Source organism: Bacillus sp. 9.4 (assembly GCF_055486415.1).
The window spans coordinates 399642-425897 of sequence record NZ_JBVFMU010000001.1 but is presented as its reverse complement, the minus strand read 5'-3'; the positions used below and the strand labels follow the sequence as shown (position 1 = coordinate 425897).

30 protein-coding genes, 2 pseudogenes and 2 riboswitches are annotated in these 26256 nt (G+C 42.6%); of the genes and pseudogenes, 26 read left to right on the top strand and 6 right to left on the bottom strand.

What is annotated here, in order from left to right:
• Nucleotides 1-19: 19 nt before the first annotated feature.
• Complete coding sequence (locus ACZ07B_RS02680) at nucleotides 20-892, bottom strand: DUF1002 domain-containing protein (protein WP_464876875.1); 873 nt, start codon at nucleotides 890-892, stop codon at nucleotides 20-22.
• Nucleotides 893-1147: 255 nt separating this feature from the next.
• Between ACZ07B_RS02680 and ACZ07B_RS02675 the strand changes: the two genes are divergently transcribed.
• Nucleotides 1148-1579, top strand: a complete 432-nt coding sequence (locus ACZ07B_RS02675) for a peptidylprolyl isomerase (protein WP_003223931.1) — start codon at nucleotides 1148-1150, stop codon at nucleotides 1577-1579.
• A 144-nt stretch (nucleotides 1580-1723) separates the two neighbouring features.
• Here the strand turns inward: ACZ07B_RS02675 and ACZ07B_RS02670 are convergent, their stop codons facing one another.
• Both ACZ07B_RS02670 and ACZ07B_RS02665 read right to left on the bottom strand, forming a co-directional pair.
• A complete protein-coding gene (locus ACZ07B_RS02670) occupies nucleotides 1724-1936 on the bottom strand; it encodes a spore germination protein (protein ID WP_003230479.1) in 213 nt (70 codons plus the stop codon).
• A 160-nt stretch (nucleotides 1937-2096) separates the two neighbouring features.
• Nucleotides 2097-2243, bottom strand: coding sequence for a DUF1259 domain-containing protein (locus ACZ07B_RS02665; RefSeq protein WP_088326390.1), 147 nt, complete (start codon nucleotides 2241-2243; stop codon nucleotides 2097-2099).
• 370 nt (nucleotides 2244-2613) lie between these two features.
• Between ACZ07B_RS02665 and ACZ07B_RS02660 the strand changes: the two are divergent.
• The 3 genes and pseudogenes from ACZ07B_RS02660 (at nucleotide 2614) to ACZ07B_RS02650 (ending at nucleotide 3641) form a co-directional block, all read left to right on the top strand.
• Nucleotides 2614-2819, top strand: a pseudogene (locus ACZ07B_RS02660) (hypothetical protein).
• Between the two features lie 267 nt (nucleotides 2820-3086).
• A complete protein-coding gene (locus tag ACZ07B_RS02655; RefSeq protein WP_464876874.1) occupies nucleotides 3087-3326 on the top strand; it encodes a phosphatase PAP2 family protein in 240 nt (79 codons plus the stop codon).
• A gap of 108 nt (nucleotides 3327-3434) precedes the next feature.
• A complete protein-coding gene (locus tag ACZ07B_RS02650; RefSeq protein WP_003223929.1) occupies nucleotides 3435-3641 on the top strand; it encodes a zinc ribbon domain-containing protein in 207 nt (68 codons plus the stop codon).
• On the opposite strand, the pseudogene ACZ07B_RS02645 reads toward ACZ07B_RS02650, so the two are convergent.
• A pseudogene (locus tag ACZ07B_RS02645) lies at nucleotides 3584-3825 on the bottom strand (hypothetical protein). The gene ACZ07B_RS02650 and the pseudogene ACZ07B_RS02645 overlap by 58 nt on opposite strands.
• A 266-nt stretch (nucleotides 3826-4091) precedes the next feature.
• On the opposite strand from ACZ07B_RS02645, the gene sipS reads away from it, so the two are divergent.
• The 7 genes from sipS to ribT all read left to right on the top strand — a co-directional run bounded on the left by sipS (nucleotide 4092) and on the right by ribT (nucleotide 9557).
• The gene (gene sipS / locus ACZ07B_RS02640) at nucleotides 4092-4646 is read left to right on the top strand and encodes a signal peptidase I sipS (RefSeq protein ID WP_464876873.1); all 555 of its coding nucleotides are present in this window, start codon (nucleotides 4092-4094) and stop codon (nucleotides 4644-4646) included.
• A gap of 234 nt (nucleotides 4647-4880) precedes the next feature.
• Entirely contained in the window at nucleotides 4881-5225 is a 345-nt protein-coding gene (locus ACZ07B_RS02635; protein ID WP_003230488.1) for a hypothetical protein, read from the top strand.
• A 119-nt stretch (nucleotides 5226-5344) separates the two neighbouring features.
• Nucleotides 5345-5489: riboswitch (FMN riboswitch) on the top strand.
• Between the two features lie 129 nt (nucleotides 5490-5618).
• Nucleotides 5619-6704 (top strand): bifunctional diaminohydroxyphosphoribosylaminopyrimidine deaminase/5-amino-6-(5-phosphoribosylamino)uracil reductase RibD, encoded by a 1086-nt coding sequence (ribD, locus tag ACZ07B_RS02630; RefSeq protein ID WP_086344033.1) that lies wholly within the window; start codon nucleotides 5619-5621, stop codon nucleotides 6702-6704.
• Nucleotides 6705-6714: 10 nt separating this feature from the next.
• Nucleotides 6715-7362, top strand: a complete 648-nt coding sequence (ribE, locus tag ACZ07B_RS02625) for a riboflavin synthase subunit alpha (protein ID WP_014480161.1) — start codon at nucleotides 6715-6717, stop codon at nucleotides 7360-7362.
• A 14-nt stretch (nucleotides 7363-7376) separates the two neighbouring features.
• Entirely contained in the window at nucleotides 7377-8573 is a 1197-nt protein-coding gene (locus tag ACZ07B_RS02620) for a bifunctional 3,4-dihydroxy-2-butanone-4-phosphate synthase/GTP cyclohydrolase II (protein ID WP_003230496.1), read from the top strand.
• A 32-nt stretch (nucleotides 8574-8605) separates the two neighbouring features.
• On the top strand, nucleotides 8606-9070 hold the full coding sequence (gene ribH, locus ACZ07B_RS02615) for a 6,7-dimethyl-8-ribityllumazine synthase (RefSeq protein WP_003223915.1): 465 nt from the start codon (nucleotides 8606-8608) through the stop codon (nucleotides 9068-9070).
• A gap of 112 nt (nucleotides 9071-9182) precedes the next feature.
• Nucleotides 9183-9557 carry a GNAT family N-acetyltransferase RibT gene (gene ribT / locus ACZ07B_RS02610; protein ID WP_003223910.1) on the top strand — a complete coding sequence of 125 codons (375 nt, stop codon included), beginning with the start codon at nucleotides 9183-9185 and terminating at the stop codon, nucleotides 9555-9557.
• Between the two features lie 13 nt (nucleotides 9558-9570).
• Here ribT and ACZ07B_RS02605 read toward each other — a convergent pair whose 3' ends face one another.
• A complete protein-coding gene (locus tag ACZ07B_RS02605; RefSeq protein WP_464876872.1) occupies nucleotides 9571-10095 on the bottom strand; it encodes a DUF309 domain-containing protein in 525 nt (174 codons plus the stop codon).
• Between the two features lie 280 nt (nucleotides 10096-10375).
• On the opposite strand from ACZ07B_RS02605, the gene scpA reads away from it, so the two are divergent.
• From scpA to aroD, 15 genes are all read left to right on the top strand, one after another.
• Entirely contained in the window at nucleotides 10376-11131 is a 756-nt protein-coding gene (gene scpA, locus ACZ07B_RS02600; protein WP_014477220.1) for a segregation/condensation protein A, read from the top strand.
• The gene (gene scpB / locus ACZ07B_RS02595) at nucleotides 11121-11714 is read left to right on the top strand and encodes an SMC-Scp complex subunit ScpB (protein WP_003223904.1); all 594 of its coding nucleotides are present in this window, start codon (nucleotides 11121-11123) and stop codon (nucleotides 11712-11714) included. The genes scpA and scpB overlap by 11 nt, the downstream gene beginning before the upstream one ends.
• Nucleotides 11715-11768: 54 nt before the next feature.
• Nucleotides 11769-12308, top strand: coding sequence for a YpuI family protein (locus tag ACZ07B_RS02590; RefSeq protein ID WP_014477219.1), 540 nt, complete (start codon nucleotides 11769-11771; stop codon nucleotides 12306-12308).
• Between the two features lie 122 nt (nucleotides 12309-12430).
• Nucleotides 12431-13579, top strand: coding sequence for a D-alanyl-D-alanine carboxypeptidase DacB (gene dacB, locus ACZ07B_RS02585; protein WP_014480157.1), 1149 nt, complete (start codon nucleotides 12431-12433; stop codon nucleotides 13577-13579).
• Nucleotides 13567-14157: a spore maturation protein SpmA gene (gene spmA / locus ACZ07B_RS02580; protein ID WP_464876871.1), complete on the top strand. Its 591-nt coding sequence runs from the start codon at nucleotides 13567-13569 to the stop codon at nucleotides 14155-14157. Before dacB ends, spmA begins: the two co-directional genes overlap by 13 nt.
• Nucleotides 14158-14161: 4 nt before the next feature.
• Complete coding sequence (gene spmB / locus ACZ07B_RS02575) at nucleotides 14162-14698, top strand: spore maturation protein SpmB (RefSeq protein WP_003230509.1); 537 nt, start codon at nucleotides 14162-14164, stop codon at nucleotides 14696-14698.
• Between the two features lie 91 nt (nucleotides 14699-14789).
• Complete coding sequence (gene rluB / locus ACZ07B_RS02570; RefSeq protein WP_004398815.1) at nucleotides 14790-15524, top strand: 23S rRNA pseudouridine(2605) synthase RluB; 735 nt, start codon at nucleotides 14790-14792, stop codon at nucleotides 15522-15524.
• Nucleotides 15525-15618: 94 nt separating this feature from the next.
• Nucleotides 15619-16158 (top strand): thiol-disulfide oxidoreductase ResA, encoded by a 540-nt coding sequence (gene resA, locus ACZ07B_RS02565; RefSeq protein ID WP_464876870.1) that lies wholly within the window; start codon nucleotides 15619-15621, stop codon nucleotides 16156-16158.
• Nucleotides 16155-17783 carry a cytochrome c biogenesis protein ResB gene (gene resB, locus ACZ07B_RS02560; protein ID WP_464876869.1) on the top strand — a complete coding sequence of 543 codons (1629 nt, stop codon included), beginning with the start codon at nucleotides 16155-16157 and terminating at the stop codon, nucleotides 17781-17783. The genes resA and resB overlap by 4 nt, the downstream gene beginning before the upstream one ends.
• A 19-nt stretch (nucleotides 17784-17802) precedes the next feature.
• Complete coding sequence (resC, locus tag ACZ07B_RS02555; protein ID WP_230488241.1) at nucleotides 17803-18978, top strand: cytochrome c biogenesis protein ResC; 1176 nt, start codon at nucleotides 17803-17805, stop codon at nucleotides 18976-18978.
• A gap of 80 nt (nucleotides 18979-19058) precedes the next feature.
• The gene (gene resD, locus ACZ07B_RS02550; protein WP_003246107.1) at nucleotides 19059-19781 is read left to right on the top strand and encodes a DNA-binding response regulator ResD; all 723 of its coding nucleotides are present in this window, start codon (nucleotides 19059-19061) and stop codon (nucleotides 19779-19781) included.
• A complete protein-coding gene (resE, locus tag ACZ07B_RS02545; protein WP_015714187.1) occupies nucleotides 19778-21547 on the top strand; it encodes a sensor histidine kinase ResE in 1770 nt (589 codons plus the stop codon). The genes resD and resE overlap by 4 nt, the downstream gene beginning before the upstream one ends.
• A 203-nt stretch (nucleotides 21548-21750) precedes the next feature.
• On the top strand, nucleotides 21751-22335 hold the full coding sequence (gene sigX / locus ACZ07B_RS02540) for an RNA polymerase sigma factor SigX (RefSeq protein WP_003230521.1): 585 nt from the start codon (nucleotides 21751-21753) through the stop codon (nucleotides 22333-22335).
• Complete coding sequence (gene rsiX / locus ACZ07B_RS02535) at nucleotides 22271-23377, top strand: anti-sigma-X factor RsiX (protein ID WP_464876868.1); 1107 nt, start codon at nucleotides 22271-22273, stop codon at nucleotides 23375-23377. The genes sigX and rsiX overlap by 65 nt, the downstream gene beginning before the upstream one ends.
• A 111-nt stretch (nucleotides 23378-23488) precedes the next feature.
• Nucleotides 23489-24256, top strand: coding sequence for a type I 3-dehydroquinate dehydratase (aroD, locus tag ACZ07B_RS02530; RefSeq protein WP_464876867.1), 768 nt, complete (start codon nucleotides 23489-23491; stop codon nucleotides 24254-24256).
• 42 nt (nucleotides 24257-24298) lie between these two features.
• Here the strand turns inward: aroD and serA are convergent, their stop codons facing one another.
• A complete protein-coding gene (gene serA, locus ACZ07B_RS02525) occupies nucleotides 24299-25876 on the bottom strand; it encodes a phosphoglycerate dehydrogenase (protein ID WP_004398713.1) in 1578 nt (525 codons plus the stop codon).
• A 208-nt stretch (nucleotides 25877-26084) separates the two neighbouring features.
• Nucleotides 26085-26219, top strand: a riboswitch (FMN riboswitch).
• Nucleotides 26220-26256 lie beyond the last annotated feature (37 nt).

Genomic DNA, 26256 nt, shown 5'->3' with positions numbered 1-26256 from the left:
CGATTTTTCGGCGCTTTTCTTATTTGAATATAGATACAATCGCATCCCAGATAGATACGAAGAAATCAATGACTTTCTGGATGAAGTTTTTGCCTTCATCTGATTCTATGAATTTCGTAATCTTATCTTTCGCTTTATCTAGCTGGTCACTGACCTGTCCCCAGTCAATGTCAGCGTTTTTCATCTTATTGAATAGGGAGACAAGCTGGTTCTTTTGGCTGTCAGTAAGTGTGACGTTTAAATCAGAAGCTGCGTCATCCACTTGTTTTTCGATGTCAGCTTTATTATCAGGCACCCCGTTTTTAGCAAACTCTTCTTTGATTTTTGCAATCAGGGCTGCCGCATTTTCGTTACCGATTTTGTCTCCAAGCTCTGATGTCGTGACAAGCTCTTGGTTGGCGACCTGCTTAACATCCTCCGAGATCGCTTCGTCTGAAGAAACTTCATACGCCTTAATCAATCCAGTTAAAGCCGCAGTCCCGGATACTTCAAACGGTGCTGTAACATACACCTTCGCATCTTTAACACCGGCTGTCATCAGTGCATTCAGGTACATTTCATCCGTGATGCCGCTGATATTATGGGTCTCAACATTCAATCCGGAGCCTTTTTTGGCAATGGTGATTGAGGATGAAGAAATCGCTCTCGATCCGATTTGCGCGTTCGATATATATTTTCCTAAATATTCATGTTCTTCCTTATTGGTCACGGTTACCGTTGTGGCATTATCAGGGACATTCATTTCATCAAGCACTTTTTGTTTGTCGGATTCTGACAAATCAGCACCCAGTGTTACAATGACATCTCCAACTGCGGCATCCGCGAGACTGACCTTCGGAACCGTCAGCAGCAAAACGGCCGCTGCCAGCATTCCAATCCAAATTTTCTTCAAAGCAGTTTGACCTCCTTCAATTTCACAAGCAGCTGGATAGTGCTGCTTTGTGAGGACCTGAATCATGAAAAATACAGTTCCGTTAGGTTAGACGGAGATAAAGAGATTCAGGTTTCATTTTTATTTTTTAGTAAAGCCGGGAGATTCGTTTTCCCCCGAAAGGTGTGGTATAATAGCCGCGACAAGGAGAGACAGGCCATAACCTATCATACATAATCTCCTTTGAAAATTAAAATAAAGAAAGTAGGCATACAATTGAAAACAGGTTACTTTTTATTAGAAGACGGGAACAAAATTGAATTTGAACTTTATCCTGAAGCTGCACCTGGAACTGTCGCAAACTTTGAAAAGCTTGCGAACGAAGGCTTTTATGACGGGCTTACATTCCACCGAGTGATTCCTGGCTTCGTCAGTCAAGGCGGCTGCCCGCACGGAACTGGTACTGGCGGTCCGGGATACACAATCAAATGTGAAACAGAAGGCAACCCGCATACACATGAGGCGGGCGCACTTTCTATGGCACATGCCGGAAAAGACACTGGCGGCAGCCAATTTTTCATCGTTCATGAGCCACAGCCTCATTTGAACGGTGTTCACACTGTATTCGGTAAAGTAACAAGCGGATTAGAATTCGCGAAAAACATGTCTAACGGCGATGTCATGAAAGAAGTTCGCGTAGAAGGCTAATCGGCAGGCAAAAGGCTTCCTCTTAGAGAGGAAGCTTTTTTTATTGGCCAAAAATGTTCAATAAAAAACCGCCGAGTGTTGATGGCGGTTGGCAAAACCAGGTGTTTAGTTAGTGAGACATCGCAAGCCCCCGTAATGAATCGATTAAAAAGTTTTGGTGACGTTTTGATCAGTAAATTGATGATTAATCATTTTAGCCTTGCTTACAAAGTTATTTTCAAAGACAATTCCTGTGTTTAAACCTCCAGAGCCAAACACAGATTTGGACAAAGTTAAAGGCCTGATCATAAAAGCGCCCCCTACGTTAATTACACTGTTCCCGGAAACGTTGTTTATATTAATAGGATAATCAATCATACCATCAAATCTCCTTTCATAGTATTCTACTTTTTATATGTATTAGTACTAGAGTTGATTAGCGTAAACTTATTGGCAAAAATATTTAGGAGATGCCTGTTTTCATTGATTTATAAAAATGCTCAAAAAAGAGCCTCCTTTAAAGCTTCCGGAAGCCCAGCTATCTGTCTATTCTTTTAACTACTCTGAATGTGGCAGCTGCTTTTCTGTCGAATGTAATAGGACTATCCTGTGCTGACTCAAAGTGCATATACATTGCACACGGCTCACTAAATAACCAGTGGTTATGCAATGCAGTAATCGTCATGCGCCGCATCCTAGTTCGGAGAGCAAAGAATTTACCTCTTCATGTACGAAACTAAGTGAAATACTTTATCATTGCGAACCTCAAACGGGAAAAATGGGGAATGGCCAAGGAATGAGGTAGGCAAACAAACACCTGACTCGGTGGCAGAATGAACTGCCCAAAATTTTGGCAAACTCCCTGCGTATCTTTTGTTTCCTCCCATTTCATGCTGTTGCTCCTCCTTGTCAAAAAAGAATGTATGAGTGACGAGTATAGGAGAGAAGATCCCGCCATAGACAATGTTGTTGGACGACTGAAGGTGAAATTGTGCTGATTATACAAAAAGTGGATTGGGAATGATAAAAGAACAAAAAAGTTTAAGGAGAATCACATGCAAGTTTTGACGGGGTTGCTCGAACAGTACGGATATGCCGTCTTGTTTATTGTCTTGATGTTAGAGCTTCTAGCTTTACTTGGACCGGGAGAGTTTGCCGGTGTTCTCGTGTTTCAAGAAAAGTTAAACTGGGTGCTAAGCATGTTAGCGGCCGGATTGGGGAGCTGTGCGGGAGTAAGCATGTCGTATTGGATCGGGTATAGACTGGGCCCAGCTGCAATTCAGAAAGCTTTTGCGTCGAGAGGTGTTCTGTTAGCCGTTATTGTTCTAACTTTTTTTTGGACGGTATTCAAAGGGCAAGACCGGAAAATCGAACTCTCTTTCTCCTAGTCGTTGGTGCGAGAGCTTTATGAAGAGGGAATTAGACGGCTCTTTCATTCCCTTCATCCTGTTCACGCTCCTTTGGAAAGTCATGTATTATATCCATTCCCGAGCGAACAGACTTTAACGGCATTTGTCATTTTTGGTTTTTGTGCTTATCTTTTTGTTCGTCATTCTCACAAGGCGCGTCTGCAAACTGTTGCGTTTTTTTGTTGATTATCGTTTTATTCCTCATCGGGCTGAGCCGTGTGTACTTTAATGAGCAGTATCCGAGTGATGTTGCTGCGGGTTACGCCTTCGGCGGTGTTTGGCTGAGTTTGAATGTTTTGGTCATGGAGCTTTTCCGTTTCTCCAGAAGATTTACCAAGCTGAGAAACGAACCCAATTAGTATGTAATCAAAATTAAGTAAACTTTAAAGTAGTACGGGTCATTGGGATTGATATTTTGTAGTAAAATAAATCAAACAAACGTGATGTAATGAAAAGGAGATCGCGATATGAACAACAAAGGCTGTATAAAATGCGGCAGTACTGAAGCCGGACAAAAAGAAATAGCTACAACCGGCACGGGATTATCAAAGCTGTTTGACGTGCAGCATAACCGATTTCTAGTGGTTTACTGTAAGAACTGCGGATATTCAGAGTTTTATAATAAAGAGTCTTCAACTGCCGGGAATATATTGGATTTATTTTTTGGAGGCTGATCCATGTTTTTTTTCGAGCTTGAATGATTTTTAACATATCATGAAAGCAAAAACGGGATGCGGTTATCACCTGTGAAATAGGTTGCTGCAAACATTCCAGTAACCTTTATGACGTGAATTGTTTTTTGTCAAGTGCCATGGGTATCATGGATTGGGGGATCAATGGAATGCAGTAAATGAACAAACTGCCCGTAACCTCATGCTTTATATACGATCTAAAGATTTTGCATATGAGAACTCTCTTTCTTCTGAGTCCATCGCTTCTGAATTATGCGATTCATTTCTTTCAATATTTTCAGGCCTAGTTATGATCGACAAGAAAAAATAGGCATGATGTGGGTAGAAGATGAAGATTAACAGTTTGTAAAATCACTTCAATGGTCCTAATGGGATTTTTTTTCGATTCGTGATAACATAAATTGAAGACCGTTGTTTATTGGAGGAAATCAGTTGAAATCAGAAAATGTTTCGAAGAAAAAATCAATATTAGAATGGGCAAAAGCAATTGTGATTGCTGTCGTTCTTGCTTTGCTCATTCGCAACTTTATTTTTGCGCCGTATGTCGTTGATGGTGACTCTATGTATCCTACACTTCACAACCGTGAAAGGGTCTTTGTCAATATGACAGTCAAATACATCGGCGAGTTTGATAGAGGAGACATCGTCGTGTTAAACGGAGATGATGTTCACTATGTCAAACGTATTATCGGCCTTCCCGGCGATACGGTTGAGATGAAAAATGACCAGCTCTATATCAACGGGAAAAAGGTGGACGAACCTTATTTGGCGGCTAATAAAAAGAGAGCGAAACAGGACGGTTTTGACCATTTGACCGATGATTTCGGCCCGGTTAAAGTGCCTGATAACAAGTATTTTGTGATGGGTGACAATCGTCGGAATTCCATGGACAGCCGTAACGGACTTGGCCTCTTCACGAAAAAACAAATTGCGGGTACGTCAAAGTTTGTTTTCTACCCGTTTAAAGAAATGCGCAAAACAAATTAGGATCAAGCAGTTTCCCATTGGGGCTGCTTTTTTTATATCTTTTTTACGGTTATCCCCCAAAACCAGAACATAAATTCGTATATCTATAGAAAAGAAATTTTTGCAGAAATGTGAAACATATTCCCGTTATGTATCGTTATATTAATAATTTACGAGAATTTACGGTTTTTTATTCATGAAAATAAGGAATAACTCATATGAATGAATAGATTCATATTGGCTGGAGGTTTAGAAATGGGAAGAATAAAAACCAAGATTACCATTCTGTTAGTGCTTTTGCTTTTACTTGCAGGCGGTTATATGTACATAAATGATGTTGAGCTGAAGGATGTTCCGACAGCAATTGGACAAACCTTGTCCTCGGAAGAAGAGGAATACACCATCCAGGAATATAAAGTGACGAAAATTGACGGCTCAGAGTATCATGGAGTAGCAGAAAACGGAACGAAAATCATCTTCAACGGAAAAAAATTAAATCAGGATTTATCTGATATAAAAGAAGGTGACAAGATTAAGGCATACTTCAGCAAATCAAAGCGGATCGACGGATTAATCAAGGTTGCAAAAGTGAATGATTAAAAAACATCACCTTTCGGATCGAAGGGTGATGTTTTGTTTTTCTCAAATTGTAAGTTTATTTCATTGCGTACTTTAAAAAGGATCGCTATAATAGCCAATAAGGACAAATGAATAAAGATTGTATCCTTCGGGGCAGGGTGGAAATCCCGACCGGCGGTAGTAAAGCACATTTGCTTTAGAGCCCGTGACCCGTGTGCATAAGCACGCGGTGGATTCAGTTTAAGCTGAAGCCGACAGTGAAAGTCTGGATGGGAGAAGGATGATGAACCGCTATGCAAATGGTTCAAAAATGCATAGTGTTATTTCCTATTGCGTAAAATACCTAAAGCCCCGAATTTTTTATAAATTCGGGGCTTTTTTGACGGTAAATAACAAAAGAGGGGAGGGAAACAAATGGAAGAGTATTATATGAAGCTGGCCTTAGATCTTGCGAAGCAGGGCGAAGGACAGACCGAATCCAATCCGCTCGTCGGCGCTGTTGTCGTAAAGGACGGACAAATTGTCGGAATGGGCGCCCATTTAAAATATGGTGAAGCTCATGCAGAAGTTCATGCCATCCATATGGCTGGAGCACATGCAGAGGGTGCCGATATTTACGTTACACTCGAACCGTGCAGCCATTACGGAAAAACACCGCCATGTGCAGAATTGATTATCAACTCTGGCATCAAAAGAGTGTTCGTGGCGATGAGAGATCCTAATCCGCTTGTGGCTGGAAGAGGGATCAGCATGATCAAAGAAGCCGGCATTGAGGTAAGGGAAGGTATCCTGGCAGACCAGGCGGAGAGGCTGAATGAAAAATTTCTGCACTTTATGAGGACAGGCCTTCCGTACGTCACGCTAAAAGCGGCTGCCAGCCTTGACGGCAAGATAGCTACCAGCACGGGTGACAGCAAATGGATCACGTCAGAGGCTGCAAGACAGGATGCTCAGCAATACAGGAAAACACACCAAAGCATTTTAGTCGGAGTTGGCACAGTGAAAGCCGACAATCCGAGCTTAACCTGCAGACTGCCGAATGTAACAAAACAGCCGGTTCGGGTCATACTTGATACCGTACTCTCGATTCCTGAGGACGCTAAAGTGATTTGCGATCAAATAGCGCCGACATGGATTTTTACGACGGCACGCGCAGAAGAGGAAAAGAAAAAACGGCTTTCAGCTTTCGGAGTGAACATATTTACACTTGAAACCGAGCGCATTCAAATTCCCGATGTTTTGAAGATCCTAGCGGAAGAAGGCATCATGTCGGTGTATGTGGAAGGCGGTTCAGCTGTTCACGGAAGCTTTGTCAAAGAAGGCTGTTTTCAAGAAATCATCTTCTATTTTGCCCCTAAACTAATCGGAGGAACGCATGCTCCCAGCTTAATCTCCGGTGAAGGTTTTCAATCAATGAAAGATGTCCCCTTATTACAATTCACTGATATAACCCAAATCGGCCGTGATATCAAACTGACGGCAAAACCGACAAAGGAATAGGATGGTGACCATGTTTACAGGAATTATCGAAGAAACAGGCACAATCGAATCCATGAAAAAAGCAGGGCATTCAATGGCCTTAACTATTAAATGCTCAAAGATTTTAGAGGATGTTCATCTTGGCGACAGCATTGCAGTGAACGGCATTTGTCTGACTGTCACTGATTTTACAAAAAATCAATTCACAGTGGATGTTATGCCTGAAACAGTCAAAGCTACGTCACTGAATGATTTAACAAAAGGAAGCAAAGTAAATCTGGAAAGAGCGATGGCGGCAAACGGCCGTTTCGGAGGCCATTTCGTCTCAGGCCATGTCGACGGAACTGCGGAAATCACACGAATTGAAGAGAAAAGCAACGCAGTTTACTATGATTTAAAAATGGACCCGTCATTAACAAAAACATTGGTTTTAAAGGGATCAATTACTGTGGATGGCGTGAGCTTAACCATATTCGGCCTGACAGAAGACACAGTGACGATCTCCTTAATACCGCATACGATCAGCGAAACGATTTTTTCAGAAAAAACGATCGGCTCTAAAGTGAATATCGAATGCGATATGATCGGAAAATATATGTATCGATTTTTGCATAAAGCCAATGAAAATAAGACCCAACAAACCATTACAAAAGCCTTCTTAAGCGAAAACGGCTTTTAGAGAGGAAGATTTGCATGTTTCATCCGATAGAAGAAGCACTGGACGCTTTAAAAAAAGGCGAAGTCATCATCGTTGTAGATGATGAAGACAGAGAAAATGAAGGAGACTTTGTGGCTCTTGCCGAGCATGCAACGCCTGAAGTCATTAACTTTATGGCGACACATGGGAGAGGACTGATCTGCACGCCGCTCAGTGAGGAAATCGCAGACAGGCTTGATCTTCACCCTATGGTTGAGCATAATACAGATTCTCACCACACTGCATTTACCGTAAGCATAGACCATCGTGAAACGAAGACAGGTATCAGCGCTCAAGAAAGATCTTTTACCGTTCAAGCATTGCTGGACAGCAAATCCGTGCCATCTGATTTTCAGCGTCCGGGGCACATTTTTCCACTGATTGCGAAAAAAGGAGGTGTCCTGAAAAGAGCGGGCCATACAGAAGCTGCTGTTGATCTTGCTGAAGCTTGCGGATCTCCAGGAGCCGGCGTCATTTGTGAAATTATGAATGAAGACGGAACGATGGCGAGAGTGCCTGAGCTCATTGAAATTGCGAAAAAGCATCAATTAAAAATGATCACCATTAAGGATTTGATTCAATACCGTTACAATCTGACAACACTTGTCGAGCGTGAAGTTGACATTACGCTGCCTACTGATTTTGGGACATTTAAGGTTTATGGATACACAAATGAGGTAGATGGAAAAGAGCATGTCGCATTTGTGATGGGAGAGGTGCCGTTCGGAGAAGAACCGGTATTGGTCCGGGTGCATTCAGAATGTCTCACAGGTGACGTGTTTGGGTCTCATCGCTGTGACTGCGGACCGCAGCTGCACGCCGCGCTGAACCAAATTGCCGCAGAAGGCCGTGGAGTGCTTCTGTACTTGCGCCAAGAAGGACGAGGCATCGGTTTAATCAATAAATTAAAAGCTTATAAGCTTCAGGAACAAGGTTATGACACCGTAGAAGCCAATGAGGCGCTTGGATTCTTGCCGGATCTTCGCAACTATGGCATCGGAGCACAAATTTTACGCGACCTCGGTGTCCGGAATATGAAGCTTTTGACGAATAATCCGCGAAAAATCGCAGGCCTTGAAGGCTACGGACTCAGTATTTCAGAAAGAGTGCCGCTTCAAATGGAGGCGAAAGAACACAATAAAAAATATTTGCAAACCAAAATGAACAAGCTAGGTCATTTACTTCATTTCTAATTACAAATATCACAAAAAAGGATGGGAATCATATGAATATCATACAAGGAAATTTAGTTGGTACAGGTCTTAAAATCGGAATCGTAGTAGGAAGATTTAATGATTTTATTACGAGCAAGCTGCTGAGCGGAGCAGAAGATGCGCTGCTCAGACATGGCGTAGACACAAATGATATTGATGTGGCTTGGGTTCCAGGCGCATTTGAAATACCGTTTGCTGCGAAAAAAATGGCGGAAACAAAAAAATATGATGCTATTATCACATTGGGCACTGTCATCAGAGGCGCGACGACACATTACGATTATGTCTGCAATGAAGCTGCAAAAGGCATCGCGCAAGCAGCAAACACTACTGGTGTACCTGTCATCTTTGGAATTGTAACAACTGAAAACATCGAACAGGCTATCGAGCGTGCCGGCACAAAAGCGGGCAACAAAGGTGTAGATTGTGCTGTTTCTGCCATTGAAATGGCAAATTTAAACCGCTCATTTGAATAATTTGCTGAAAACAGTTTAAAAATATGGCGAAAATGATATAATGTGAGAAAACGGATCACCTATTCGTATCCGTTAATAGCAGACTGGACATTTTGGATATAGAGGGGTTTTTATGTTAATTCGTTATAAAAAATCGTTTGAAAAGATTGCGATGGGGCTTCTTTCGTTTATGCCGAATGAAAAAGACCTTAAGCAGCTTCAGCAGACAATTAAGGACTACGAAACGGATACAGACCGCCAGCTCTTTCTTTGGAAAGAGGACGAGGATATCGTCGGAGCAATCGGAGTCGAAAAAAAGGATTCTGAGGTTGAGATCCGGCATATCAGTGTGAATCCTTCTCATCGCCATCAAGGAATCGGAAAACAGATGATGGATGCTTTAAAGCATTTATTCAAAACGCAAGTACTGGTTCCAAATGAATTAACGCAGAGCTTTTTCGAACGTTGTCAAGGTCAGCAGGATCAAGACATTTCATACAATAATTAAGCAGAGGCTGTGATCAGCCTCTGCTTTTTTTTCTGCGTTCTATTTCTTTTTCACGTTCACTGATGACGTCAGTCCGATCCCGCAAACGGTGTTTGTCGATAAGAAATATGTTGCTGAGTGCACTGGGCTGCCCCCATGTATACTTTTTTTCCCTGCATTCGATCCTGCATGCTTCCTCCAGTTTCTCATCTTTGATTGGCAGCATAATGCTTTTATAGGCAGAGCCGGTTTCGATTTGTTCGTAAACCGATTGCATAAGTTCGAGCAAACGGCCATGATCGAGCCCTAAGTCTTCGACTGCCCGGTATTCTGCTTGAAGAATCCGGATGCTGTTCGCCATCAGTCTTTTTGCCCCGGCTGTATTCTGCCTTCTGTGATGATATAAAGCAACTGCAAGCTGAATAAAGCCGACCCAATAGCGTTTTCGTTTCTTTGGCGGATCTTCCTTCCAATATTCTTCTAATATTTCATGGCATTCAAAATAATCCCGTGTCGCGTGAAACTCAACGAGATAATCTATATAAGCTTTCGGATACAAGGTGTTTCCTCCTTTAATGTGCTTTTAGTGTACCATAGAAGGGATAAAAGGAAAAAAGAACGCTCGGCCTCTATTGCTTCTTAGAAAGGAAAACCAGAAGCTAAGGCTTTTTCTCCCGCTTCAGCGCTCCGAGCAAACACCTCTCGTGTTTTGAATATTCTGTACAAACTTGTTCAAAACAGGAAATGAAATAGTATTGGACGAGAGCTTTTTGGTGGCTTATACTATAGGGTAGCCAGTTTTTCCGGCAATGAGAGTGATACTTGAAAATGGTGAGATGATGGAAGAATATCAAGTGAAAATTGATACGTTTGAGGGCCCATTGGACCTGCTGCTTCATTTAATCAATCGTCTTGAAATTGACATATATGATATACCTGTGGCGAAGATCACTGAACAATATTTATTATATGTACATACGATGCGTGTGCTTGAGCTCGATATGGCCAGCGAGTATTTGGTTATGGCTGCCACGCTGCTCAGCATTAAAAGCAGAATGCTGCTCCCGAAGCAAGAGGAGGAGCTTTTTGAAGATGAATTACTTGAAGAAGAAGATCCGCGGGAGGAACTGATTGAAAAGCTGATTGAGTATCGAAAATATAAAGATGCGGCGAAGGATTTAAAAGAACGGGAAGAAGAAAGACAAAAATCGTTCACGAAACCGCCGAGTGATTTGAGTGAATATGCAAAAGAAGTAAAACAGTCTGAGCAAAAGCTCTCTGTCACGGTCTATGATATGATCGGAGCTTTTCAAAAAGTGCTGAAACGCAAAAAAATAAACAGGCCGATGGAAACAACAATTACAAGACAGGACATACCAATCGAAGCCAGAATGAACGAAATCGTGCACAGCTTGAAATCTAGAGGAACGAGAATCAACTTTATGGATCTGTTTCCATATGAGCAAAAAGAACATTTAGTAGTGACCTTTCTAGCTGTTCTTGAGCTGATGAAAAATCAGCTGGTCCTCATTGAACAGGAGCACAATTTTTCAGATATTTACATTACGGGGAGTGAATCCATTCATGGGGCTTGATATCGTGAATTGGAAAGCTATTGTGGAAGCCCTTCTTTATGCGGCAGGCGATGAAGGGCTTACAAAAAAGCAGCTGTTAACAGTGCTTGAAATCGAAGAGCCTGAACTGAACACGATCATGGCGGATGTGGCGGACGAATACCGCGGAGATACACGAGGGATTGAACTTATTGAGTATGCAGATACGTACATGCTCTCTACCAAAAAAGACTTTGCGCCTTACTTGAAAAAACTGATTGAAGTGCCGTCAAAGGGCCTTTCTCAAGCATCTTTAGAAGTACTGGCCATTGTTTCATACAAACAGCCAATTACGAGAGCAGAAATTGAAGAAATCAGAGGAGTAAAATCAGAGCGGATTTTACACAGTCTTGTCGCGAAGGCGCTATTGTGTGAAGTAGGGCGTGCCGATGGTCCGGGGCGGGCCATTTTATACGGTACTACGCCGACTTTTCTTGAACAATTCGGTCTGAAAACGCTGGACGAGCTTCCGCCGCTGCCTGAAAATGCGGAAGAAGACGTTCTTCAAGAAGAAGCAGATTTATTTTTTGAAAACTTTAACCAAACCTTCGAAGATATAAAATAGAAGTTTAATGAATCGCGCTTTTTCATCATCATAAGATATAAGGAAGAAGCTATCATGAAAGAAGCAAAATGTGAGAGACAAAGACATGAGGGGAAGATACCAAACGAAATGGGACATTCGATTGTGCGAGCGCAGACTCAAAAAACAGGCGAATTCTTATCAATGGTTGTCAATACCGTGAACGATTACCTAAATCAAACGACGCTTGAGTCCTTACAGGCTGAATTGCCTATTGAAAAAGGATACTGCTGTGATGTGCTGAGCACTCTGAGAAGAATGGCAGTATTTTGTGAAGGAGGCGCAGAAGCGTGCCGCCGTCTCCTGATGCAGGAGCCTTTTCAGGAAGCCAGAGCGGAAAAAACACTTTATAATGTGTATCACCAATGCATTGAAGAGTTCTTTATGCCGAAAAAAGACACGTGGTGTGAAAATAGCCGGGCGTCTTATACTGGGGTCAGCGCAATTGAGTTTTATCATGCTGTTCCTGCGTCGCTTGAGCAATTATTATTGCCGTTGAGCGCGGCCTTTCTGAAGATGAGGGAAGAGCTGGCTCATTACGAAGCGTCCGGATCAAGCATGGCGCCAATCAGATAACGTTTACTCTCCCTTTTTCAGGGAGAGTTTTTTTATGTTTGCTTCCAGAAATATAATTGTTATTCATAACTGATGGACATGCGCATAAACTTGTACAAACCACCACAAGGACGTGAGCAAACATGCGCATTTTCAAAAAGGCAGTATTCGTGATCATGATTTCTTTTCTTATTGCAACTGTAAATGTGAATACAGCACATGCTGCTATAGATGTCAGTGCAAAAAGCGCGATCATTATTGACGGTGCGTCAGGCAGAGTGTTATATGCCAAGGACGAGCATCAAAAAAGGCGGATCGCGAGCATCACAAAAATTATGACCGCCGTCCTCGCCATCGAATCCGGCAAAATGGATCAAACAGTGACGGTTTCGGCAAATGCTGTCAGAACAGAAGGCTCCGCCATTTATTTAACAGAAGGTCAAAAAGTGAAGCTGAAAGATCTTGTGTATGGCCTGATGCTAAGATCAGGAAACGACGCCGCTGTCGCGATTGCTGAGCATGTCGGTGGGAGCCTCGATGGGTTTGTTTATATGATGAATCAAAAAGCCGAGCAGCTTGGTATGAAAAACACCCGTTTTCAAAACCCGCACGGATTGGACGACCATGAAAATCATTATTCAACAGCCTATGACATGGCCATTTTAACTAAGTATGCTATGAAGCTGAAAGACTATCAAAAGATTTCAGGCACAAAAATATACAAAGCGGAAACGATGGAAAGCGTATGGAAAAACAAAAACAAACTGCTGACCATGCTTTATCCGTACAGCACAGGAGGAAAAACAGGCTATACAAAACTTGCAAAACGGACACTGGTCTCTACGGCTTCAAAGGACGGCATTGACCTGATAGCCGTCACCATTAATGACCCTAATGATTGGGATGACCATATGAAGATGTTTAACTATGTGTTTGAGCATTATCAAACCTATTTAATTGCAAAAAAAGGGGATATTCCAAAGCTGAAAGGCACATTTTATGAATCGAAGGCTTTTATCAAACGTGATATCACCTATTTGCTGACCGAAGAGGAAAAAGAAGATGTAAAAATTAATACCACACTGCTCAAGCCGAAAAAAGCATGGGAAAAAGATGCCTCGAAAATCCCTGACATCGTAGGGCACATGGAGATCATGTTCAACGATGCAACCATCGCAAAAGTGCCGATCTATTATGAAAATGAGCGGCATCAAAAACCGAAGAAACAATTTTTTGAAACGTTTAAATCAATCTTTCTGAATGCGGCAGGCGGAGCAAAATGGTCAATATAATTTGGGTCTGTTTAACCGTGATCGGACTCGTTTTTGCGATGTGCAACGGAACTCTGCAAGATGTAAATGAAGCCGTGTTTAAGGGTGCGAAAGAAGCGATTACGATCTCATTCGGATTGATGAGCGTGCTTGTTTTCTGGCTTGGCTTAATGAAAATCGCCGAGCAGTCAGGGCTTTTGGATATTTTCAGCCGGATGTGCAGGCCTTTTATATCTAAACTGTTCCCTGATATACCGCCGGATCACCCGGCGATGGGCTATATTTTATCTAATCTTATGGTGAATTTCTTCGGCCTCGGAAATGCAGCAACTCCGCTTGGCATTAAAGCAATGGAACAAATGAAAAAGCTGAACGGAAACCGATCGGAAGCAAGCCGGTCGATGATTACTTTTTTAGCTGTTAATACGTCCTGCATCACACTCATCCCGACAACGGTGATCGCTGTCCGAATGGCTTATTCCTCCAAAACGCCGACAGATATCGTCGGGCCAAGCATTTTGGCAACGCTTATTTCCGGAATCGGTGCCATTATCATTGATCGGTATTTTTATTACCGCCGCAAAAAGAAGGGAAGGTGAGCGGATGGAAATCATCAACTGGCTGTCTTTAGCCATGATTCCAATCATTATTGCCGGAATTCTTCTTTATGGAACGATCAAAAAGGTTCCGACATATGAATCGTTTGTCGAAGGCGGAAAAGAGGGGATAGAAATCGCCTTTTCCATTATCCCCTATTTAGTCGGAATGCTTGTCGCTATAACTGTTTTCAGATCATCAGGCGCGCTTGATTTTATAATGGATCTTTTAAAACCGGCTTTCTCCGCTATCGGCATCCCTGCTGAAGTAGTGCCGCTTGCTCTGATCCGCCCGATCTCCGGTACGGCCGCACTCGGAATGACGACCGATTTAATTGCAGTATACGGGCCCGATTCCTTTATCGGCAGGCTGGCTTCCGTCATGCAGGGATCTACAGATACAACGCTTTACGTACTGACTGTGTATTTCGGAGCAGTCGGCATTAAAAAAATGGGTGATGCATTAAAGGTGGGACTTCTTGCAGATTTAATCGGCGTAGTTGCATCTATCATCATCGTTACGTTATTATTTGGGAGCGCCTGAAAACGGCGTTTTTTTTAGATTTGGCATAGGAATTTGAAAAAGCTTGTTTGTTAAGGTTGAAAAAAGTAAGATAATACTTGAGGTGAAAGACATGGAAAGACTGCAAAAAGTGATTGCTCATGCCGGAGTTGCGTCGCGCAGAAAGGCAGAAGAGCTGATTAAAGAAGGAAAAGTAAAGGTGAATGGCAAAGTAGTAACAGAGCTAGGTGTTAAGGTCACCGGTTCTGATCAGATTGAGGTAAACGGGTTAAAGGTTGAACGCGAAGAGCCGGTTTACTTTCTCTTATATAAACCAAGAGGCGTTATTTCCGCAGCGCAAGATGATAAAGGACGCAAAGTGGTGACGGACTTTTTTAAAAATATTCCGCAGCGCATTTATCCGATTGGGCGTCTGGACTATGATACGAGCGGTCTTTTGCTTTTAACCAATGACGGCGAATTCGCCAATAAGCTAATGCATCCTAAGTATGAAATAGACAAAACATACGTGGCGAAGGTGAAAGGAATCCCGCCTAAAGAGCTGCTCAGAAAGCTGGAGCGCGGAATTAGGCTGGAGGAAGGCAAAACAGCGCCTGCTAAAGCGAAGCTGCTGTCTTTGGATAAGAAAAAGCAGACAAGCATTATTCAGCTGACGATCCATGAGGGACGCAACAGACAGGTGCGCCGCATGTTTGAAGCGATCGGACATGAGGTAATCAAGCTGAAGCGTGAGGAATACGCGTTTTTAAACCTGCGAGGCCTGCACACGGGCGATGCCAGAGAGCTTACGCCTCACGAAGTAAAAAGGCTCAGAGCACTGGCGGATCACGGTAAAAACGCTTTCTAAATTTCACATAACCTTCAAAAAGTAAGAAATGTGAAATGAACGTGCAATGATATAATTGAATGGATCTGCAATAGGGGGAAGGGGGCAGTGGACAATGAAGAAAAAAAGGCGTTTATTCATTCGGACCGGCATCCTTCTCGTTTTAATCTGCGCACTCGGCTATACCATTTACAACGCTGTATTTGCCGGCAAAGAGAGTATATCCGAAGGGTCCGACGCACCGAATTTTGTCCTAGAGGATACGAATGGGAAACGTATCGAGCTCAGTGACTTAAAAGGGAAAGGTGTTTTTTTGAATTTCTGGGGTACATGGTGTGAACCGTGCAAAAAAGAGTTTCCTTATATGGCAAACCAATATAAGTATTTTAAAAGCCAAGGTGTTGAAATTGTCGCTGTAAATGTTGGGGAGTCAAAGATAGCAGTACATAATTTTATGAAATCCTACGGAGTCAATTTCCCGGTTGTTCTGGATACAGATCGCCAAGTGCTTGATGCCTATGACGTATCTCCACTTCCGACAACCTTTTTGATCAATCCGGAAGGAAAAGTTGTCAAGGTGGTGACCGGCACTATGACAGAAAGCATGATACACGATTATATGAATCTCATAAAACCCGGAGAGACTTCGGGATGAAGCAAGTCAAATGTGAATGCGGACATATAAACCCGGTCGGAACCGTTTTATGCGAATCGTGCGGAAGAGCTCTTCAGGAAACTCAACCTCCGCTCGCTGATATGAGATATGACGGAAGCGCAAGACGTTCGCAAACCTATAACAAAACGATCATCGACAAAATTTGGAATTTCTTTTCCTCGGTTAAGGTGGGAATATGGCTTATCGTCATAACCCTTGCCGCATCAGCGTTCGGCACCATTTTTCCCCAGGAAGCCTATCTGCCTCCGGGCGCACAGGCTGATACTTATTACAAGGAGCAGTACGGCACGTTTGGCCAGCTTTATTATTTGCTCGGGTTTCATCATTTATATGGTTCTTGGTGGTATTTGCTGCTCATTGCCTCGATCGGCATTTCACTCGTGATTTGCAGCCTTGATCGGGTCATTCCGTTGTACAGAGCGTTAAAAAACCAAGGCGTCAGAAGGAGCCCAGCTTTTTTAAGAAGGCAGCGCTTGTTCAGTGAAACAGTTACTGTACTGAACGGGGAATCGAAAGAAAAGATAGTTGCTCTATTAAAGAAAAAACATTATAGAATCAGAGAAAAAGAGGGCAGCATTCTTGCTGAAAAAGGACGCTTTTCCCGCTGGGGCCCGTATGTCAACCATATTGGATTGATCATCTTTTTGATTGGTGCGATGCTGAGATTTGTACCTGGCATGTACGTCGATGAGACGCTTTGGGTCAGAGAAGGCGAAACCGCCGCAATTCCGGGTACAGACGGAAAATATTATTTGAAAAACAATCAATTCAGCGTAGAGACCTATAACAGCAAAACAGAAAAAAAGGTATTTGCAGATGCCATTGACAGAGTCGGGGACGGTAGAGTGGCAAAGAACTTTCAAACCGATGCCGTACTCTACAAGAGAGAAGGAAAAATTGTTTATGGCGAGAAGCCGAAGCTGAAAAAAGTAACAGAAGAAGACATCCGTGTCAATCAGCCGCTGCGTTTTGAATCTTTTTCCGTTTACCAGGTGGATTACAAAGAGAATCAGCTTGACCAAATGGTGTTCCAGCTGATTGATAAAAAAACAAAAAAATCCTTTGGGAGCCTGAAGATCAACCTTCTGGATCCAGATTCGGTCTATGATCTTGGCAACGGTTACAAGGTGGAAATCGCCAGCTACCTGCCTGACTTCTATTTTAATCAGGACGGAGAGCCAAGCACAAAAACAAAGATCCCTAACAATCCGGCTTTTGTCTTTAATATTATAACGCCGGACAAACCGAAAGGCGAAAAGAGCTTTGTCGCCATCCAAGAAACCATCGAAGGATCAGGCAATAATAAATACAAGCTGAAATTTGACCATGTCGAAACGAAAAACATTACTGGACTTACAGTCAGAAAGGATCTGACACTCTGGGTGCTTGCTGTCGGCGGAGCCATTTTTATGATCGGTGTTATTCAAGGTATGTACTGGCAGCATCGAAGAATTTGGCTGCACTCACAGGACGGTGCAGTTATGGTAGCGGGGCATACCAATAAAAACTGGTTTGGCCTGAAGAAGGATTTAGCATTTATATTGGCTGATTCCGGACTGACTGAACCGGCGGACCAAAAAGAATTAATCAAAACACAGAAATAGGCGAAAAGGGAGTGATGTCATGGCAGAGCTGAGCGGAAATTTTCTTTATGCGGCCTTTCTTGTGTATTTAATCGCTGTCCCAATTTTCGGCGGGGCCATACGTGGGAATAAAAATAAAAAGGGCAGGCCAAACCGATGGGCCAACATTGGAATCACCCTTTCTATTGTTGGTTTTTTCTGCCACCTTGGATATTTCATCACAAGGTGGGCTGCCAGCGGCCATGCGCCTGTCAGCAATATGTTTGAATTCACCACCGCTTTTGGCATGATGCTTGTTTTGGCGTTTATCATTCTTTATTTTCTCTATAGATTGCCTTCATTAGGCCTGTTTACGCTGTCAATTGCTTTATTGCTGATTGCCTACGCCAGCATGTTTCCGACAGATATCTCGCCTTTAATTCCTTCGCTCCAAAGTAACTGGCTGTATATTCACGTAACAACGGCTGCGCTTGGGCAAGCTATACTTGCCATCAGCTTTGTCGCTGGTGTCATCTTTCTTTTGAAGCATGTAGACCAGACAAAGCCAAGCAAAAAGACCTTCTGGCTTGAAGCGATTATGTTTATCCTGGTCACAACCGTAGCCTTTATTGCAATCACATCAGCATTTCGTCTTGCAGGCTATGAAGCGGAGTTTAACTGGGTGGACAAAAGTAAAGAAAAAAGCGTGATGGTGTACGAAATGCCCGCGCTTGTCGGTCCGCATCAGGGAGAGCTTTTGACCGAAGGAAGAATGGAACCGCTTGTTGATCTTCCCGCGCTTTTCTCAGGCAGAAAAGTGAACACTGTCATTTGGTCATTTGGAGCAGGTCTTGTGTTGTATGGGGCTCTCCGTCTGATCATCAGAAAAAGAATCAGCGCTCTATTACATCCGCTGGTGAAAAACGTCAATCTTGATCTGGTGGATGAGGTTGGGTACAGGGCAGTATCAATCGGATTTCCGATCTTTACACTCGGCGCGCTGATCTTTGCAATGATTTGGGCTCAGCTCGCGTGGACCAGATTTTGGGGCTGGGACCCTAAGGAAGTATGGGCGCTGATCACATTTTTGTTCTATGCCGCCTACTTGCATTTAAGACTGTCAAGAGGCTGGCACGGTGAGAAGTCAGCATGGCTGGCCGTAATCGGTTTTGCTATTATTATGTTTAATTTAATATTCGTAAATCTTGTGCTTGCCGGACTTCATTCTTATGCATAGTCCTTTGAAAGCGACACAGTTCTCAAACTTTCTCACGATTTGATAAAATGAAAGTAACAGAAGGAAAGCAGGGGGAAAACATGGACCAAACGAACGAAACAAAAATATTAGTAGTTGATGACGAAGCCAGAATTCGCCGCCTTTTAAGAATGTATCTTGAACGTGAAAATTATGCTATAGATGAAGCGGAAAATGGTGATGAAGCCATTGCCAAAGGGCTTGAAGCCAATTATGACTTAATTTTGCTTGATCTGATGATGCCGGGGACTGATGGAATTGAAGTGTGCCGGCAAATTCGTGAAAAAAAAGCGACACCCATTATCATGCTGACCGCAAAAGGAGAAGAAGCAAACCGGGTGCAGGGGTTTGAAGCGGGAACAGATGATTATATTGTTAAGCCGTTCAGCCCGAGAGAAGTCGTGCTGCGTGTAAAGGCCCTTTTGAGAAGAGCATCCCAAACCTCTTATTTCAATGCCAATACACCGACGAAAAATGTGCTCGTGTTTTCACATCTGTCCATAGACCATGACGCTCACCGCGTAACAGCTGATGGTACAGAAGTGAGCCTGACGCCAAAAGAGTATGAGCTTCTATATTTCTTAGCGAAAACGCCTGACAAGGTGTATGATCGGGAAAAGCTTCTGAAAGAAGTGTGGCAATATGAGTTTTTTGGTGATTTACGGACAGTGGACACTCACGTCAAACGCTTGAGAGAGAAGCTGAACAAGGTTTCTCCGGAGGCTGCGAAAAAAATTGTCACCGTATGGGGTGTAGGTTATAAATTTGAGGTCGGCGCTGAATGAAATTTTGGAAAAGCGTAGTAGGCAAGCTGTGGTTTACGATCCTTTCACTCGTCTTGATCGTATTGTTCATTTTAACGGTTCTTTTGCTGGAGTTTATTGAAAACTACCATGTGGAAGAAGCCGAGAATGATTTAACACAGCTTGCGAATAAAGTTGCTGTCATCCTAGAAAATCACGAGGACCAGGCACTGGCAAGGTCAATCACTTGGGAGCTCGCTGATAACTTAACAAGCATTGCCATCATCCAGGATGAGAAGAACCACTGGTATTCTCCGAATGATAAAAATCGCCTGTCGTCTATTACGGTTGAGCAAATACAGCATGACAAAGACTTAAATAAAGCTCTCAAAGACCATAAAAAAGTAAGCAAACGGACGGGACTGAGCGATACAGACACGGATAATGAACGCCTGATTGTAGGTGTCCCGTATGAAAAAGACGGAAAGAAAGGCATGGTCTTTTTATCCCAGTCTTTGCTTGCCGTTAAAGATACAACAAAACATACGACCCGCTATATTTTTCTTGCCGCTGGAATTGCGATTGTGCTGACCACATTTTTCGCATTCTTTTTATCAAGCAGGGTCACGTACCCTCTCCGAAAAATGAGAGAAGGCGCGCAGGATTTGGCGAAGGGCAAGTTCGACACAAAAATCCCGATTTTAACTCAGGATGAAATCGGTGAACTGGCAACCGCTTTTAATCAAATGGGCCGGCAGCTTAACTTTCATATCAATGCGCTCAATCAAGAAAAAGAGCAGCTTTCTAACATTTTGAGCAGTATGGCTGACGGGGTTATTACCATTAATATTGACGGTACGATTCTTGTGACCAACCCGCCGGCTGAACGTTTTCTTCAGGCTTGGTATTATGAACAGAACATGAATATCAAAGAAGGCGACAACCTTCCGCCTGAAGCAAAAGAGCTGTTTCAAAACGCTGTCAGCACTGAAAAAGAACAAATGATTGAGATGACGCTGCAAGGCAGATCATGGGTGCTTTTGATGTCGCCGCTTTATGCGGAATCGCATGTCAGAGGAGCGGTTGCCGTACTGCGTGACATGACAGAAGAACGCCGCCTTGATAAGCTGCGGGAGGACTTTATCGCAAATGTCAGTCATGAGCTGAGAACACCGATCTCCATGCTCCAGGGATACAGTGAAGCAATTGTTGATGACATTGCAAGCTCTGAAGAAGACCGGAAAGAAATTGCCCAAATCATTTATGACGAATCGCTCCGAATGGGCCGTTTAGTTAATGATTTGCTTGATTTAGCCCGAATGGAATCAGGCCATACAGGCTTACATTATGAAAAAATCAATGTGAATGAGTTTTTAGAAAAGATCATTCGGAAGTTTTCCGGTGTTGCTAAAGAAAAAAATATTGCTTTACATCATGACATTTCTCTCACAGAAGAGGAATTTATGTTTGATGAAGACAAGATGGAGCAGGTATTTACCAATTTGATCGATAACGCGCTGCGGCATACTTCAGCCGGCGGCAGTGTCTCCATTTCAGTCCATTCTGTGAAGGATGGATTGAAAATTGATATCAAAGACTCCGGGTCCGGCATACCGGAAGAAGATCTGCCATTTATCTTTGAACGGTTTTATAAGGCAGATAAAGCGCGGACAAGGGGCAGAGCAGGAACCGGGTTAGGGCTGGCTATCGTTAAAAATATCGTGGAAGCCCACAACGGATCAATTACTGTGCACAGCCGAATAGATAAAGGAACAACATTTACTTTTTATATTCCGACAAAACGGTAAAATCGAGTCTGAATTTGCCGAAGAATCTTGTTCCATAAGAAACACCCGCTGACTAAGCGGGTGTTTTTTTAATAGCCAACATTAATAAAATTTAAGGATATGTTAATATAAATTCCCTTCCAAATTCCAGTTACTCGTAATATAGTTGTAATGTAACTTTTCAAGCTATTCATACGACAAAAAAGTGAACGGAGGGGTTTCAAATGGAAGAAACCTTTCAATTATTATATGATACATATCATCAAGATTTGTACCAATTTTTATTTTATATGGTAAAGGATAAAAACCAGACAGAAGACCTTCTTCAAGAGGTTTATATCCGGGTATTAAATTCTTATCATACGTTTGAAGGAAGAAGCAGTGAAAAAACATGGCTATTGTCTATCGCACGCCATGTTGCGATAGACTGGTTCCGTAAACAGCAAACAATCAGACAGCGTATACTCGGTACATTTGACTGGGATACACAGGATGTCAGGGATCAGCAATTGCTACCGGACGAACTTGCCGTTCAACATGAAAATGTCCGGGAAATTTATGCTGCGCTTGATCAATGTACAATCGATCAAAGAGCTGTGATTATCTTGCGGTTTATTCAGGGGTATTCAATACAGGAAACAGCCAAGGCTCTGCGCTTCTCGGAAAGCAAAGTAAAAACGACCCAACACAGAGGGCTCAAAGTACTTCGGAAACATATGGAGCTTTTGAGGGAGGAGCTAATGGATGATGAAGTCAGAATGGAACGAAGAACAGATAAAGGAGTTGTTAAGTCAACTTCCGGCAGTTAAAGACCATCGTTCGCCTCAGGATATTTACAAGCGGCTGACGATGGCAAAGCGTAAAAATAAGCCCGCTGTCAGGTGGATTGGCCCCGCGTGTGCCGCTGCAATTGCGGTTTATATCGCCTTCATTATTTCTCCTCATTTCTTTGATCAGGCACAGCCTCAACAAAAAGAAGCGTCCCAAGAGAACGCAGTAACGAAAACTGAGACAGAAGACAGCCCAAAAGCTGCATCATCCTTGGATCAGACATCGTTTGTCGTTCCTGAAAAGGAACAAGACAATTACATCACTGTAGCGGTTGCTGATGCCGATACATCTGCAATCATACCCGTCAGCATTCAAAAAACAAATGCAGACCAAACGATCCAGGATATGCTGTTTGAAAGTAGTGAATTGGGCATCCTTGATCATGCCATTACAATTCCAACCTTCATAGATGAAGTAGAAATAAAGGAAAAACCAAAGCAGAAGGAATTAAGTATACGAGTCCATCAGCCAGCTACGGCATTTTCTATAAAAGATGATACACTGTTAAAAAAATTGCTTAAAGAATCCTTAAAATGGAGTCCTTATGAAAAAGTAAAATTTTTATCGGATCAAAATGAGACTGGGGTTCGGATTGGCTCATATGGCACTTTTACGGAAATTTCGATTCCCAAACAGTCAAAACGATCCTACTACTTGTACCAAAATAAACAAGGACAAGACTTTCTCGTTCCGTCAAATAATTCTTTTGATACAGTAAAAGAAGCGATTAAGGAGATGGAATCGAGCAGCCAAGAAGATACGACACCTCTTATTCAAGCGGGTGCTGTCCAATCTGTAACGAAGAAACAGAAACACTTATATATCCGCTTTTCAAAGGAGTCAGAAGTTGATGATTCTATTGCCGGTATTTTAATGATTGAGGGACTACTTTTGACTGCAAAAGAGTTTGGCTTCACAGAAGTGACCTTTACGGAAACCAGAACGATAAAAATCGGCAAATATGACATATCAGATGCAATTCCGGTGCCAGCTGCTCCAAATCCGATTTCCTTAAACTAAAAAGAGCCCTTTAAGGCTCTTTTTTAGTTGCTATTCATATAATAGAAATTTTCAAAAAAAAGTTGTACGTGTATAATAAAACAAGGTAACGATTGAAAGGATTTGAGACGAGTGAACGTGTTAACGATTAAAGGAGTTTCCATCGGGGAAGGAATGCCGAAAATCATCATTCCGCTGATGGGAAAGACAGAAAAACAAATTCTGAATGAAGCAGAAGCAGTAAAATTACTGAATCCGGACATTGTTGAATGGAGAGTCGACGTATTTGAAAAAGCGAATGACAGAGAAGCGGTCACAAAGCTCATTTCTAAGCTTCGTAAATCTTTAGAAGACAAGCTATTTCTATTTACATTCAGAACCCACAAAGAGGGCGGGAGCATGGAGATGGACGAAAGCTCCTATCTTGCTTTGCTGGAATCGGCAATCCAAACAAAAGACATCGATCTGATAGACATCGAATTATTTTCAGGAGATGCACATGTAAAAGCGTTAGTATCGATGGCGGAAGAAAACAACGTCTATGTGGTGATGTCAAATCACGACTTTGAAAAAACACCTGTAAAAGATGAAATTCTTTCCAGACTTCGAAAAATGCAGGAATTAGGCGCGCATATTCCAAAAATGGCTGTCATGCCGAATGATACTGGAGATCTCCTAACGCTGCTTGATGCGACGTATACAATGAAAACAAAATATGCAGACCGTCCCATTATTACAATGTCAATGGCTGCAACAGGGCTTATCAGCAGGCTGAGCGGTGAGGTTTTTGGATCGGCTTGTACTTTTGGCGCGGGAGAAGAGGCGTCGGCACCAGGCCAAATACCTGTTTCTGAGCTAAGGAGTGTCTTAGACATTTTGCATAAAAACACACGAGAATAGACAATAAAAAAACTCAAGCTTTATAGCTTGAGTTTTTTTGGATTATGGCAGATCAATGAGCTTCACGGACACAATATCAGGGACATTTGTTAGTTCTTTCACAATTTTATCTTCCAGATGTCTGTCAAAGGAAAGCATCATGATGGCTTCTCCGCCTTTTTCCTTACGGCCAACCTGCATGGTTGCAATGTTAATATCATTATCTCCGAGAATACGTCCTACTCGGCCGATGACACCTGTTGTATCTTGATGCTGGATATACACCAAGTGACCTGTCGGATAAAAATCAATATTAAATCCATTGATCTCGACAATTCGTTCTCCGAAATGAGGAATATACGTAGCCGTTACAGTAAAGGTGCTGCGGTCTCCTGTCACTTTTACGCTGATGCAGTTATCGTATCCAGATTCAGAAGAGGAAATTTTTTCACTGAAGCTGATGCCGCGTTCTTTTGCGACACCCCCGGCATTGACCTCATTAACAGTAGAGTCAACGCGCGGTTTTAAAAAGCCTGACAGAAGGGCTTTTGTAATGAACGATGTTTCAAGTTTAGCAATTGTGCCTTCATATTGAATGGCAACATCCTGTACTGGTTCTTTCATGCACTGTGATACAAGGCTGCCAATTTTTCCTGCAATTTGATGGTAGGGCTTAATTTTAGCAAATTCATCTTTTGTCATGGCAGGCAGGTTGATAGCTGACATGACAGGCAGGCCTTTTGCGAACTGCAGAACTTCTTCTGACACTTGGGCGGCGACATTGAGCTGTGCTTCTTTCGTTGATGCTCCCAAGTGAGGAGTGGCAATGACTAATGGATGATCAACAAGTTTGTTGTCAACTGGCGGTTCAACTTCGAAAACGTCAAGAGCCGCTCCCGCAACATGCCCGTTTTCCAAAGCTTCGAGAAGTGCAGCTTCATCGATAATTCCGCCTCGCGCACAGTTAATTAAGCGAACGCCTTTTTTCGTTTTTGCAATCGTTTCTTTATTCAATAAGCCTTTTGTTTCTTTTGTTAAAGGCGTGTGAACGGTAATGATATCCGCACTTTCAAGCACTTCTTCAAATGTACGGCTGTTTACGCCGATTTTTTTCGCTCTTTCTTCCGTTAAGAAAGGATCAAAAACGTGCACTGTCATACCGAACGCTCTCGCACGCTGTGCAATTTCACTTCCGATTCGGCCTAATCCTACAATACCAAGCGTTTTTCCATAGAGCTCTGAACCCACATAAGCTGTGCGGTTCCACTCTCTGGATTTCACTGAGATATTAGCCTGCGGAATGTGTCTCATTAAAGAAGAGATCATTGCAAATGTATGCTCAGCTGTCGAAATGGTGTTGCCGTTCGGAGCATTGATCACGATTACCCCGTGTTTCGTAGCCTCATCAATATCGATATTATCGACACCGACACCGGCTCTTCCGACAATTTTTAAAGAAGTCATTTTGTTAAAAAGGTCTTCTGTTACTTTTGTCGCGCTTCGCACCAAAAGAGCATCAAAAGTATGTAATTCATCTTCTGCATCTGCTACGTTTTTTTGAACGATTTCAATAAAGTCTGATTCAATAAGTGGCTGTAAACCGTCGTTGCTCATTTTGTCTGAGACCAATACTCGAAACATCGTTAGATTTCCTCCTAAATTGACAAACTAAATATCTGATAATTTAACATATTCTCAAAAGAGTGTCAACGTGTATTGACGCAGTAAAGGATAAAAGTAAAGCCTAATAAATCAATGATCTGATAGCTTGCAGGTAATATATATAATTTGAAGCAATTCTCTATACAGCCAACCAGTTATCGTTTATAATGTAATTAAATTTCATATGATCAATCTTCGGGGCAGGGTGAAATTCCCTACCGGCGGTGATGAGCCAATGGCTCTAAGCCCGCGAGCTGTCTTTACAGCAGGATTCGGTGAGATTCCGGAGCCGACAGTACAGTCTGGATGGGAGAAGATGGAGGTTCATAAGCGTTTTGAAATTGAATTTTTCAAACGTT

Bases quoted from the DNA above. Each gene is read 5' to 3' on its own strand.
- ACZ07B_RS02670 (WP_003230479.1), bottom strand. From the start codon at position 1,936: ATGATTGATTATCCTATTAATATAAACAACGTTTCCGGGAACAGTGTA.
- ACZ07B_RS02665 (WP_088326390.1), bottom strand. From the start codon at position 2,243: ATGACGATTACTGCATTGCATAACCACTGGTTATTTAGTGAGCCGTGT.
- ACZ07B_RS02650 (WP_003223929.1), top strand. From the start codon at position 3,435: ATGAACAACAAAGGCTGTATAAAATGCGGCAGTACTGAAGCCGGACAA.
- ACZ07B_RS02635 (WP_003230488.1), top strand. From the start codon at position 4,881: ATGGGAAGAATAAAAACCAAGATTACCATTCTGTTAGTGCTTTTGCTT.
- ribD (WP_086344033.1), top strand. From the start codon at position 5,619: ATGGAAGAGTATTATATGAAGCTGGCCTTAGATCTTGCGAAGCAGGGC.
- ribE (WP_014480161.1), top strand. From the start codon at position 6,715: ATGTTTACAGGAATTATCGAAGAAACAGGCACAATCGAATCCATGAAA.
- ACZ07B_RS02620 (WP_003230496.1), top strand. From the start codon at position 7,377: ATGTTTCATCCGATAGAAGAAGCACTGGACGCTTTAAAAAAAGGCGAA.
- ribH (WP_003223915.1), top strand. From the start codon at position 8,606: ATGAATATCATACAAGGAAATTTAGTTGGTACAGGTCTTAAAATCGGA.
- ribT (WP_003223910.1), top strand. From the start codon at position 9,183: ATGTTAATTCGTTATAAAAAATCGTTTGAAAAGATTGCGATGGGGCTT.
- scpA (WP_014477220.1), top strand. From the start codon at position 10,376: ATGGAAGAATATCAAGTGAAAATTGATACGTTTGAGGGCCCATTGGAC.
- scpB (WP_003223904.1), top strand. From the start codon at position 11,121: ATGGGGCTTGATATCGTGAATTGGAAAGCTATTGTGGAAGCCCTTCTT.
- ACZ07B_RS02590 (WP_014477219.1), top strand. From the start codon at position 11,769: ATGAAAGAAGCAAAATGTGAGAGACAAAGACATGAGGGGAAGATACCA.
- dacB (WP_014480157.1), top strand. From the start codon at position 12,431: ATGCGCATTTTCAAAAAGGCAGTATTCGTGATCATGATTTCTTTTCTT.
- spmA (WP_464876871.1), top strand. From the start codon at position 13,567: ATGGTCAATATAATTTGGGTCTGTTTAACCGTGATCGGACTCGTTTTT.
- spmB (WP_003230509.1), top strand. From the start codon at position 14,162: ATGGAAATCATCAACTGGCTGTCTTTAGCCATGATTCCAATCATTATT.
- rluB (WP_004398815.1), top strand. From the start codon at position 14,790: ATGGAAAGACTGCAAAAAGTGATTGCTCATGCCGGAGTTGCGTCGCGC.
- resA (WP_464876870.1), top strand. From the start codon at position 15,619: ATGAAGAAAAAAAGGCGTTTATTCATTCGGACCGGCATCCTTCTCGTT.
- resB (WP_464876869.1), top strand. From the start codon at position 16,155: ATGAAGCAAGTCAAATGTGAATGCGGACATATAAACCCGGTCGGAACC.
- resC (WP_230488241.1), top strand. From the start codon at position 17,803: ATGGCAGAGCTGAGCGGAAATTTTCTTTATGCGGCCTTTCTTGTGTAT.
- resD (WP_003246107.1), top strand. From the start codon at position 19,059: ATGGACCAAACGAACGAAACAAAAATATTAGTAGTTGATGACGAAGCC.
- resE (WP_015714187.1), top strand. From the start codon at position 19,778: ATGAAATTTTGGAAAAGCGTAGTAGGCAAGCTGTGGTTTACGATCCTT.
- sigX (WP_003230521.1), top strand. From the start codon at position 21,751: ATGGAAGAAACCTTTCAATTATTATATGATACATATCATCAAGATTTG.
- rsiX (WP_464876868.1), top strand. From the start codon at position 22,271: ATGATGAAGTCAGAATGGAACGAAGAACAGATAAAGGAGTTGTTAAGT.
- serA (WP_004398713.1), bottom strand. From the start codon at position 25,876: ATGTTTCGAGTATTGGTCTCAGACAAAATGAGCAACGACGGTTTACAG.